The organism is Pseudomonas sp. R84, from assembly GCF_009834515.1.
In the GTDB taxonomy this organism is placed as follows: domain Bacteria; phylum Pseudomonadota; class Gammaproteobacteria; order Pseudomonadales; family Pseudomonadaceae; genus Aquipseudomonas.
The window spans coordinates 6,015,004-6,025,892 of record NZ_CP019426.1; the positions used below are offsets into that span (position 1 = coordinate 6,015,004).

Sequence of the window (10,889 nt, forward strand, 5' to 3'; positions counted from 1 at the left end):
TCGCTGATCTTCACGCAACCCGCTCATTGCATCGCCCCCACATCAAACTCCAATGGCTTCGCCGGTTTCTGCCCAATCCCGTACCAGTCCAGTTTGCGCGTCAGCACCATGAACACACCGAGCAGACCGAACAGCAACAATGAGCCCATCAACAGCGCGTAATCCTCAGCGCTCAGCAAGCCATAGAGCAGGCCATACAACGCCGCCAGCCCCGCCGAAAAACTCAAACCGTGACGCACACTGCGCAACACGTGGCAGACATAGAACCCGATCAACAGCACACAAGCACTGGCCGACAACAGATACGCCGGGGCAAAACCAATGTGCTCCGACAGCGACAGCAGCAACAGATAAAAGAACGCCAGCGCCACACCGACCAGCGCGTATTGCACCGGGTGCACGGCCAGACTCTTGAGCACTTCGAACAGGAAGAAACCGGCGAACGTCAGGACGATGAACAGCAGGGCATATTTGATCGCCCGGTCGCTCTTCAGGTACTGATCCACCGGATCGATGAAGCTCACGCCGAAGCTGCGACCATTGAACGCCTCGCAATCATTGCCGCTCACGCAACGGCTCATCGCATCTTGCAGGTTGGTCGAGAAGAAAGTGGTCTGCCAATCGGCGCTGAAACCCTGATCATTGATCTCACGTTTGCCCGGCAGGAAGTTGCCGATGAAACTCGGATGCGGCCAGTTGGCGGTGAGGCTGACACTGCTGCTCTTGCCCACTGGCAACACTTGCAACGAACCGGTGCCTTGCAGGCGCAGGTCAAACCCAAAGCTCAACTCGGTGGTTTTGCTGGTGTCGAGCGGCGGCAATGTCACTCGCACGCCTTCACCAAGCCAGCCGACTTGAGTACCGGGAACGAAGTCCAGACGCTGACCATCGAGTTCCAGCTTCAGCGCATTTTCAATACCGCGAATGTCGCTGATACCGACCGCAAGAAACGGTGCATCGAACTGATAATCGCTGAAGTCTTCTCTGATGCCCAATTGTGCAGGCAACGAGAAATGGCCACTGATGCGGTTGTCGGCGTGGAACAACCGCGCTTCATAAATACCCCGCGCACGCAGTTCGGTTTGCACCTGGCCGTCGAGTTCGAAACGCTCCGGCAGGAAGTACAAACGACCGCGCTCTTCGCTCGGTTCGTCGTAGCGCTGGTTGGTTTTATCGTTGGTTTTCCAGTTGTGAATCACTTTGCGATACGGCACCACCATCACCGGGCCGCTCAGTTGCTGGCTGTAGCTGGAGCTGCGGGCGATGTCTTCGAGCACGCCATCACGCAACTGTTGGCGCTCGTCGATGACGCCGTCGATCATCAATAACGGGATCAGCAACAGCAGGATGAGCACGGCGATGGCGCCGAGCTTTATCGTCAGATTCTTGTTCATGGGACTCTCCCTGTTTGGATGGGCAGAGTCTGGTGGTGCTGTATGAGGGGAATGTGGGGGGAATGTGGAGATTGTGTGGAAAGATCAAAAGATCGCAGCCTTCGGCAGCTCCTACAGGTGTACGCAACCCTATGTAGGAGCTGCCGAAGGCTGCGATCTTTTGACGGAATCAAGGCAAGCGCAATGTCACCTCAACACCACTTTCGACATTACGAATCTGCATCGACCCACCATGCAACTTGACCACCTCTTCAACGAAGTTAAGCCCCAACCCGGTGCTTTTACGCCCACTGTCCGGACGCGGCAACGAGTAGAAGCGCTCGGTCAAACGCGGCAAGGCGTAATCGGGAATCGGCGCGGTTTCATTGAAGAGCCGGTAAACAATCTGCTCCTCTTCGCGCTCGGCACTGAAACGCAGCAGCCCCCGAACCGAAGTGAAATCCAGCGCATTTTCCAGCAAGTTACCCAACGCCTGGCGCAACAGAAACGGCTCGCCGATCAGCAGCAGATCCGCCGCAATCGTCTGCTCGATCCGCAATTGCTTGCCCTCGATCCGCGCCGCCTGCCCTTGCAACAGCTCATCGACCAACACCGTCAACGGAACCGCGACCCGCTCTTCCAGGCCCTGACGTTGCTCCACCTGCGCCAGATTCAGCAGCCGCTCGATCAACTGCTGCATCCGCGCACTTTCGCTGTCGATGTTGCCGATAAAGCGCAATCGCTGAACCGGCGACATGTCCCCTTGCAGCAACTCCGCGGCGCCACGAATCGCCGCCAGCGGGCTTTTCAATTCATGGGTCAGCGTGTGCACATAACGTTCAACGTAGGCCTTGCCTTCCAGTTGCGTGCGCATCTGCTCCACAGCGTTAGCCAGTTGTTCCAGCTCGCCACCGCGATAGTGCGGCACTTCCACCCGCCGGCCTTCGCTCACCGCTTGGGCATAACCGGTCAAACGGTGCAGCGCGCGGCTCAGCCACCACGACAGCAACGCACCGAACAACAGACCGAGGCCGATCAATCCGGCACCGTAAAACAGCAATCGCCGTTCGGTGCGATCGACATAGGGCTGCAAGGAGCTGTTGGGCTTGGCCACGGTGACCACGCCGATGATCTGGCCATTGTCACGGATCGGCGCGCCGATGTGCATCACCGACGAGCTCGCGTCGTCCGGATCGCTGCGACTGGAACGCGCACCGTACTCGCCACGCAAGGTCAGGTAGACATCGTTCCAGCGCGAGTAGTCCTGCCCCACGGCCACGCCACTGGAATCAAGCACCACGATGCCCTTGGCGTCAGTCACGTAGATCCGGTGGTTGACCTGATTTTTCGGCAAACCCCAAATGGTCGCTTGCGGCTGGCGCTCACCATAGGCGCGCAGCAACTCGGGCCAGCGGTTCTCGCTGAGGGTGCCGGCCTTGAAATCATCCCGCAGGATTTCCGCCATCAGGTTGGCGGTATCGACCAGGGTTTCTTCGGTGGACTGACGCACGCCGGGGCGGATTTCTTCCATCACCGTGTTGAGCACGAAATAACCGGTGAGGCCGACAAACAGCACGTACACCAGAAAGATCCGCAGCCCCAGTGACATCAGCTGTGCCCCGGGCTGTAGCTGTAACCGAGGCCACGATGAGTCTGGATCGGCTCGGCGTCGGCGCGCACCAGACGCAATTTGGCGCGTACGCTTTTGATGTGGCTGTCGATGCTGCGCTCGTAGCCGGCGTCGGCGGCGACGCCTAGCGCATCAAGTAATTGTTCGCGGCTGAACACCCGCTCGGGTTGTTCCAGCAGGCATTGCAGCAGGCGGAATTCGTGGCGGGTCAGGCTTAGGGTCTGACCGCGATAAATGATTTGAATCCGCTCCGGATCGATACGAAACAGCGCTGAACTGGTCTCAATCGCTGGACGCGGCGCCATGCGCTTGAGGATGGCCTTGACCCGCGCCGCCACCTCTCGAGGACTGAACGGCTTGACCACGTAGTCGTCGGCGCCGATCTCCAGGCCCACCACGCGATCAATCTCGGCATCGCGGGCGCTGAGGAACAGCACCGGCACTTCGCTGAAGCGCCGCAGTTGTTTGCAGGTTTCGAAACCGCTGATGTCCGGCAGGCCGATGTCGAGGATGATCAAATCGGCCGGAGTCTGCCGCTGATGCTCCAGCGCCGCCGCGCCGAGGCTCAGCCACGTGGTGGCGAAGCCCTCGCCCTGCAAGGCAAAAATCAGCGTGTCGGCAATCGCCGCTTCGTCTTCGACAATCAGGATATGAGGCATGGCGTCCGAGCCCGTGGGTTAAGTGCGCGAACGGTGCCCCAAGCCTGACGTTACGTCAATGAGACCACTTGGCTCAGCAGTCCGGCTTGTCGGCCGTGAAGCGCCGTGCCGGGTTCACTGCCGCGCCGAATTCGCGCAAGGCCTTGGCACCGATCAGCAGCGGATAGTTGAAGTTGCTGCGGTCGGTCAGGTTGACCTCAACGGTACGCTTGACGTTGCCCAGGCACAGCTCCAGATCGACCACCGGACGTTTGGCGACTTCGGTGCTTTCGCCCTCATCCTCTTCATCCGAGCGGCTCTTGATCTTGCTGATCCGCGCGACCTTGTGTTCGTAGACCTTGTTGCTGGCGTCTTTGGTGCCGAGGCGGAAACGCACCCAGTCGTCGCCGTCACGGGTGAAAGTTTCGATGTCCTTGGCCGACAGCGAGGCGGTCAGTGCGCCGGTGTCCATCTTGGCCTTGAGCACTTCACCGCCGATTTCCGGCAGCGCGATGTATTCGTAGCGCCCGTACAGGGTCGGCTCGGCGGCCATGACCGGCAGGGCGACGAGGGCAAACAGTGCAAGGAGGGATTTCACGTAAAGGGTTTCCTTGGAAAATGAGGGCGGCAGACTGGGATTTTAGACACCCATTGAGTCATTCGTTCGCCTTGAATCGCTTTCGCGAGCAGGCTCGCTCCCACAGGGTTTTGTGCTGAGCAGACATTTTTAATGCACCTGAATCCAGTGTGGGAGCGAGCCTGCTCGCGAAGAGGACAGCACATTCAACACAACGCTTGAAGCAAAGCATACCGGCCCAAAAGTGAAACATTCGTCACCACCGATTTGGCCTGCCGCGCGAAGCTGCTTATCATGGCGCGCCCATCCGTTTGCAAAGAGTTGCTTATGCGCCGCCTGCTCACCGGCTGTTTCGTCACCCTGCTGCTGTTGCTCAACACCCTGATCCTGATCGGGCCGTTGTTGGTTTTCGCCCTGCTCAAACTGATCGCACCAGGCCGCTGGCGCGATTACGCGTCGGGCGCGGTGATGTGGATCGCCGAGACCTGGGCCGAGATCGACAAGCTGATTTTCCGCCTGTGCATCCCCACCCAGTGGGACATTCGCGGCGGTGAAGACTTGCGCGGCGACACTTCCTATCTGGTGGTCAGCAACCACCAGTCGTGGGTCGATATTCCGGCGCTGATCCAGACCCTCAACCGGCGCACGCCGTTCTTCAAATTCTTCCTCAAGAAAGAACTGATCTGGGTACCGTTTCTGGGGCTGGCGTGGTGGGCGCTGGATTACCCGTTCATGAAGCGCTACACCAAGGCATTCCTGGCGAAGCACCCGGAGCTGGCCGGCAAGGATCTGGAAATCACCAAACAGGCCTGCGAGCTGTTCAAGCGTCAGCCGGTGACTGTGGTCAATTATCTGGAAGGCACGCGCTACACCGCCGCGAAAAGCGCGCAGCAGCAATCACCCTTCAACCACTTGCTCAAGCCCAAGGCCGGCGGCGTGGCGTTTGTCCTGGCGGCGATGGGTGAACAACTGGATGCGATTCTCGACGTCACCGTGGTGTATCCACAGGCGAAGATCCCGGGTTTCTGGGACTTGATCAGCGGCAACGTGCCGCGCGTGATCATCGACATCAAGACCCGCGAACTCGACCCGGCGCTGTGGCAGGGCGATTACGAGAATGATCCGGCGTTTCGCCAGACGGTCCAGAGCTGGGTCAACCGGCTCTGGAACGAGAAGGATCAGCGCATCGCCGAACTGCGCAGCGAGCGCGGCTGAATCAGCTACCGGTGCCGGCGCCCCAGATGCTGCCCAGGCTGCTCAGCAGCGAACCGCCGACGCCCTGCTGACCGAGGTATTGCAACAGCACAGGGGCAAACTGGCCGATCATGCCGCTGTCCATGCCCAATGCGCTGAAGGCATTGTTCAGGTCATTGGTGTCCTTGACGTTGCCCAGCGCGTTTTCCAGACCGGCGGATTTGCCGGACGAACCGAGCAAAGCCCCCAACGCCGCCAGATTGCCGCTGCCACCCGACAGTTTGTCGATGCCCGGCACTTCCTTGGCCAACTGCGAATAATCGGTACTGCTCAATTGATTCTTCGCCAGACCAAGCATCGCACTGGTGCCGCCAACGGCTTGCTCCGGCGTGACATCCAGCGCACTGAGGGCACTGAGCAAACCGGCGGTTTCCGAGGTCGGCGCCGCAGCGGCCGCCTTGTCACCGCCCTGCATCCCCGAAACCGCACCAGCGACGTCGTTCAGACTGAAACCGGCAAACACCGGCCCGGCGGCCAGGGTCAGGAGCGATGCCAAGGTAAAGCCGCGTGAAATCTTCATCAGACATCCTCTTGCGCTGTAAAAACCACCCGGTGAACGGGCAGTGAAACTGCCGGTTTGACCGGGTATCCGCCGGCATGTTCCGGCGCGGCGCATCCATTTTCATCCGGCTCACGTATATAAAACGTGAAATCCCGGACACCCTCGTGATGAATGGCACAACCGCTGTCGCTGAACTAGCCTGTGAACAGTCCGAGCCCAGCCCTCGTCGCCCGACCTTTGCCTGGAGAGTCGTCATTTCCATCGCCGACACCGATCAGCTGCGACAGTTGTTGGCCCAGTGTTCACTGGGTGATCGTCGCGCCTTCGAAACGCTCTATCGCAGCGTCGGCCCGCGTCTGCATGGCGTCGCTCTGCGCTTCATGGGCCGCGCGGATCTGGCCGAAGAAGTGCTGCAGGAAGCCTTCGTGCGCATCTGGAACAACGCCTCGCGCTACGAAGCGCACCTGTCGGCGCCGCTGACCTGGATGATCAACATCACCCGCAATCAAGCCATCGACCAGTTGCGCAAACATCGCGAAAGGCCACTGACCGATCTGGAACAGGACACACTGCCGGACGATAGCCCCTCGGTTCACGACCAACTGAACAGCGCCCGTGAGGCCAACGCGCTGAACCGATGCCTCGAAACCCTCGAAAGCATGCAGCGCCAGTCAATCACCGTGGCCTACTTTCAAGGATTGTCGTGCACGGAACTCGCCGAACACCTGGCGACGCCACTGGGGACGGTGAAATCGTGGATCCGCCGTGGCATGGAACGTCTGCGTCGGTGCCTTGAATCATGAATTACCAGACCCCTGCCCTGCGCCGCGCCCTCGCCGCCGATTACGCGATTGGCCTGATGTCTGCACCTGCGCGGCGGCGCTTTGAACAGTTGCTGCTGGATGACGCGACATTAAGGGCTGAACTGGCGCAATGGCAGGAAAGCCTCGTCTCTCTCACCGAAGCGCTGCCGGAACATCCGGTGCCCGACCGCGTGTGGCAAGGCATCACCGCGCGCATCGAACCGCAGGTGCTGCATGTGCCTGAGAAACGGCCATTCTGGAACTGGCTGCGACTCACCGCTGCGATCTGCTCCATTGCCGTGCTGGTGCTCCTCGGCTCGCTGTACAACCGCGACGACGCCCGCTACCACGCCACCCTGTTGACCGCCGATGCGCAACCGGCGCTGAAGGTCGAGGCGCATGCGGATTATCTGCAGGTCGAGCCGCTGACGCTGGCGGCGGTTGATGCGGATCGCAGCCTGGAACTGTGGGCGATTCCGGCTGACGGCAAACCGATCTCGCTTGGGGTCATTCCGGCGGGTGGCAAAGGCAAGGTTGAGTTGAACGAAGCGCAGAAGATGTTGATCGGCAAACCGATTGCTTTGGCGGTCAGTCTGGAACCTAAAGGTGGCTCGCCGACTGGGCAACCGACCGGACCGGTTCTGTATCAAGGGGCGCTGGCGGCGCTGTAAAGCAAAGTCCCTCACCCTAGCCCTCTCCCAAAGGGAGAGGGGACTGACCGTGGGATATTGACGTAATACGCCGACGTGAAAGACTTGCGTTGAATCCATAGTCGACTCGATCTTTCAGGTCGATGTACGACGCAAGACACCTCGGTTGGCCCCATCTCCCTCCGGGAGAGGGCTGGGCGGGCGGCGTTCCGATGAGGGTAGCTCTTGACCTTGGCTTGCAACAAAAACGGCGACCCTGAGGTCGCCGCTTTGTATTGCGCTTAAGCCTACGCCGCACTAAACAACTTATGCGGATCAATCACAAACTTCTTCGGCACGCCCGCATCGAACTCGCCGTAACCTTCAGGCGCCTGATCCAGACTGATCACCTGCACGCCCACCACTTCGGCGATGTTGATGCGATCCCACATGATCGCCTGCATCAGTTGACGGTTGTACTTCATCACCGGGGTCTGGCCGGTGTGGAAGCTGTGGGATTTCGCCCAGCCCAGACCGAAGCGAATGCTCAGGCTGCCCATTTTCGCAGCGGCGTCGACGGCGCCCGGATCTTCGGTGACGTACAGGCCCGGGATACCGATCTTGCCGGCGACACGCACCACGCCCATCAGTGAGTTGAGCACGGTGGCGGGAGCCTCGGCTTTCACGCCGTCGTGGCCGTGGCCGCGTGCTTCGAAGCCGACGCAGTCCACCGCGCAATCCACTTCCGGCTCGCCGAGCAGTGCGGCGATCTGTTCGTGCAGCGGCGTGTCCTTGGACAGGTCGACGATTTCAAAACCCTGGGATTTGGCGTGAGCCAAGCGGATGGTGTTGACGTCGCCGACGATCACCACCGCAGCACCGAGCAAACGTGCGGAAGCGGCAGCGGCCAGACCGACCGGGCCGGCGCCCGCGATGTAAACGGTGCTGCCCGGACCAACGCCGGCAGTGACGGCGCCGTGGTAACCGGTTGGGAGGATGTCGGAGAGGCAGGTCAGGTCGCGGATTTTCTCCATGGCCTTGTCGCGGTCCGGCAGTTTCAGCAAGTTGAAGTCGGCGTACGGCACCAGCACGTATTCGGCTTGGCCACCGGTCCAGTCGCCCATGTCGACGTAGCCGTATGCGCCGCCGGCACGGGCCGGGTTGACGGTCAGGCAGACGCCGGTGTGTTGCTCTTTGCAGGAACGGCAGCGCCCGCAAGCCACGTTGAACGGTACGGAAACCAGGTCACCGATTTTCAGGTTTTCGACGTCGGAGCCTTTTTCGATCACCTCGCCGGTGATCTCGTGGCCCAGCACCAGACCGGTCTGCGCCGTGGTACGGCCGCGCACCATGTGCTGGTCGGAGCCGCAGATATTGGTGGAAACCACTTTGAGAATGACCCCGTGCTCGATCTTGCGACCGCGCGGGTCCTGCATTTTCGGATAGTCGATTTTCTGTACTTCGACCTTGCCAGCGCCGAGATACACCACACCACGATTGCCAGACATGCTTTCACCTCGCTGTTGTTTTTATGGAACCGCGTTGCCCAGGCAGGCAGCGCGTTGAATGCTCGGGTATTGCTTGTTGGTTTTGCGTTGCTTGTTATGGCCCTATCGCGAGCAGGCTCACTCCTACATTGGAATGCGTACCCCTTGTAGGAGTGAGCCTGCTCGCGATAGCTATCTAAAGAACGACCGTGCGATTGGCGTTGAGGAAAACCCTTCGCTCAATGTGATACCCAACCGCCCGCGCAAGTGTCAGGCCTTCAATATCACGCCCCTTGGCAATCAGATCCTCAGGGTAATGACTGTGATCCACCGCCTCGACGCCCTGGGCAATGATCGGCCCTTCATCCAAATCGTTATTGATGTAATGCGCCGTCGCGCCCACCAGTTTCACGCCTTTGTTGTAAGCCTGGTGATACGGCTTGGCGCCCTTGAAGCCCGGCAGCAACGAGTGATGAATGTTGATCGCCTTGCCATCGAGCTTGCGGCACAGTTCCGGCGACAACACCTGCATGTAGCGGGCGAGAATCACCAGTTCGGCGCCGGACTCTTCGATCACTTGCCACACCTGACGCTCCTGCGACGGCTTGTCGTTGGGGTCGAGGGGGAAATGGTAGTAGGGAATCTGGTGCCAGTCGGCCAGCGGCTTCAAATCCGGATGGTTGGAGACTACCGCCGCCACGTCCATCGACAACTGGCCAATGCGCTGGCGGTAGAGCAAATCGTTGAGGCAGTGATCGGCCTTGGAGACCATGATCACCACTTTTGGCCGGTAGTTCGGCGCGGTCAGCTCGAAGATCATGCCGAAGGCCTGGCCGCGTTCGGCGAGGCCGGCACGGAAGGACTGTTCGTCGAAGCCGTCGGGCTGACGAAATTCCACGCGAATGAAGAAACGCCCGGAGAGGCGGTCATCGAACGAATGGTGCTCGGTGACGTAGCAGCCCTGCTCGAACAGGAAACGCGTCACCGCGTCCACGGTGCCGAGGACGCTGGGGCAGTCGGCGGTCAGAATCCATGTGTCTGGGGCGCGGCTCATGGTGCGGTGACTCCTGTTCTTTTGTGCGGGGTGTCAGGTTTTCCCTCACCCTAGCCCTCTCCCAGAGGGAGAGGGGACTGACCGAGGTGTTGTTTCGAGCTACGCCGACCTGAAATATCGCGGCGAACTCAGGCTCGAAAACTCCACAAATCTGCTCCCTTTCCCCCTCTCCCCCCTGGGGGAGAGGGCTGGGGTGAGGGGGTAGCTCTTGATCTTTCAGGCCTGAACGCTCAACCCGTACTCAGCCGATGCATCCTGCAACCACAACCACCAGTAATCCGAAAAGCTGCGACGAATCAGCAATTCCCAGGTGTCTTCAGCGGTATGTCGAATCATCAGCTGCGACTTGGCGAACACCGTGCCGACCGCTTTCCCGACCGGGAAGTTGTTCGGGTGCACGTCATAGCTGGTCGACTTCATCAGCACCTGACGTACATTCGGCCCGCTCAGTTCGAGCACTTGCTGGCCGCCGCTGACGTTGACGATCGCGATGTGCAGATCGCCGAGCGCTTCACGCAGTTTCTGTTCGGCGGCGTACTCTTCACCGCTTGGCACAATCAGCAGCCACTCATCCGGGCCCATCCATTGCAGGCTGGTTTCGCCTTTGACGATGACGCTCAGAGCGCCGGGCAATTCAATGCCCAGGGCTTTGTGCACACCGGCGGCGAACGCGGCATCGTGGCCATCGCCACGGATGGTCAGGTGACCGAGGAGTTTCTTTTCACGCACGATCACGCCGGCGTTCTTGCGGCCCTTGCCGACCAGGCTGGCGAGGTCGGCATGGTGCAGCGACGACTCGGCCTTGGCGCCGGTGGTCGGGCGTTGTTGGTAAACATTGGCTGTGGTCATAAAGCACCTTTGCTGAATTCTGACTTGAGCCCTGTGTAGGCAGATCTACCGCTATCGCGAGCAGGCTCACTCCTACAAGGGGTACGCGATCAC

General features: G+C 60.1%; 11 protein-coding genes. 3 read left to right on the plus strand and 8 right to left on the minus strand.

Features of this window, described 5'->3' with window-relative positions:
- Positions 1-23: 23 nt before the first annotated feature.
- From creD to PspR84_RS26695, 4 genes are all read right to left on the minus strand, one after another.
- The gene (gene creD / locus PspR84_RS26680) at positions 24-1,394 is read right to left on the minus strand and encodes a cell envelope integrity protein CreD (RefSeq protein ID WP_160059690.1); all 1,371 of its coding nucleotides are present in this window, start codon (positions 1,392-1,394) and stop codon (positions 24-26) included.
- A 169-nt stretch (positions 1,395-1,563) separates the two neighbouring features.
- On the minus strand, positions 1,564-2,982 hold the full coding sequence (gene creC / locus PspR84_RS26685) for a two-component system sensor histidine kinase CreC (RefSeq protein WP_160059691.1): 1,419 nt from the start codon (positions 2,980-2,982) through the stop codon (positions 1,564-1,566).
- Positions 2,982-3,662 carry a two-component system response regulator CreB gene (gene creB, locus PspR84_RS26690; protein WP_160059692.1) on the minus strand — a complete coding sequence of 227 codons (681 nt, stop codon included), beginning with the start codon at positions 3,660-3,662 and terminating at the stop codon, positions 2,982-2,984. Before creB ends, creC begins: the two co-directional genes overlap by 1 nt.
- 73 nt (positions 3,663-3,735) lie before the next feature.
- Positions 3,736-4,239 (minus strand): ATP-dependent zinc protease, encoded by a 504-nt coding sequence (locus PspR84_RS26695; RefSeq protein WP_008078089.1) that lies wholly within the window; start codon positions 4,237-4,239, stop codon positions 3,736-3,738.
- Between the two features lie 306 nt (positions 4,240-4,545).
- Between PspR84_RS26695 and PspR84_RS26700 the strand changes: the two genes are divergently transcribed.
- A complete protein-coding gene (locus PspR84_RS26700; RefSeq protein WP_160059693.1) occupies positions 4,546-5,433 on the plus strand; it encodes an acyltransferase in 888 nt (295 codons plus the stop codon).
- Position 5,434: 1 nt separating this feature from the next.
- Here the strand turns inward: PspR84_RS26700 and PspR84_RS26705 are convergent, their stop codons facing one another.
- Positions 5,435-5,992: a DUF2780 domain-containing protein gene (locus PspR84_RS26705; RefSeq protein ID WP_160059694.1), complete on the minus strand. Its 558-nt coding sequence runs from the start codon at positions 5,990-5,992 to the stop codon at positions 5,435-5,437.
- A 149-nt stretch (positions 5,993-6,141) separates the two neighbouring features.
- On the opposite strand from PspR84_RS26705, the gene PspR84_RS26710 reads away from it, so the two are divergent.
- Together PspR84_RS26710 and PspR84_RS26715 are read left to right on the plus strand one after the other, a co-directional pair.
- A complete protein-coding gene (locus PspR84_RS26710; protein WP_160059695.1) occupies positions 6,142-6,777 on the plus strand; it encodes a sigma-70 family RNA polymerase sigma factor in 636 nt (211 codons plus the stop codon).
- Complete coding sequence (locus PspR84_RS26715) at positions 6,774-7,448, plus strand: anti-sigma factor (protein ID WP_160059696.1); 675 nt, start codon at positions 6,774-6,776, stop codon at positions 7,446-7,448. The genes PspR84_RS26710 and PspR84_RS26715 overlap by 4 nt, the downstream gene beginning before the upstream one ends.
- A gap of 266 nt (positions 7,449-7,714) precedes the next feature.
- Here PspR84_RS26715 and fdhA read toward each other — a convergent pair whose 3' ends face one another.
- The 3 genes from fdhA to soxG form a co-directional block, all read right to left on the minus strand.
- Positions 7,715-8,914 (minus strand): formaldehyde dehydrogenase, glutathione-independent, encoded by a 1,200-nt coding sequence (gene fdhA, locus PspR84_RS26720; RefSeq protein ID WP_034155015.1) that lies wholly within the window; start codon positions 8,912-8,914, stop codon positions 7,715-7,717.
- 175 nt (positions 8,915-9,089) lie between these two features.
- Positions 9,090-9,947: a formyltetrahydrofolate deformylase gene (gene purU, locus PspR84_RS26725; RefSeq protein WP_008086918.1), complete on the minus strand. Its 858-nt coding sequence runs from the start codon at positions 9,945-9,947 to the stop codon at positions 9,090-9,092.
- Positions 9,948-10,163: 216 nt separating this feature from the next.
- Positions 10,164-10,796: a sarcosine oxidase subunit gamma family protein gene (gene soxG / locus PspR84_RS26730; protein ID WP_160059697.1), complete on the minus strand. Its 633-nt coding sequence runs from the start codon at positions 10,794-10,796 to the stop codon at positions 10,164-10,166.
- Between the last annotated feature and the right edge of the window lie 93 nt (positions 10,797-10,889).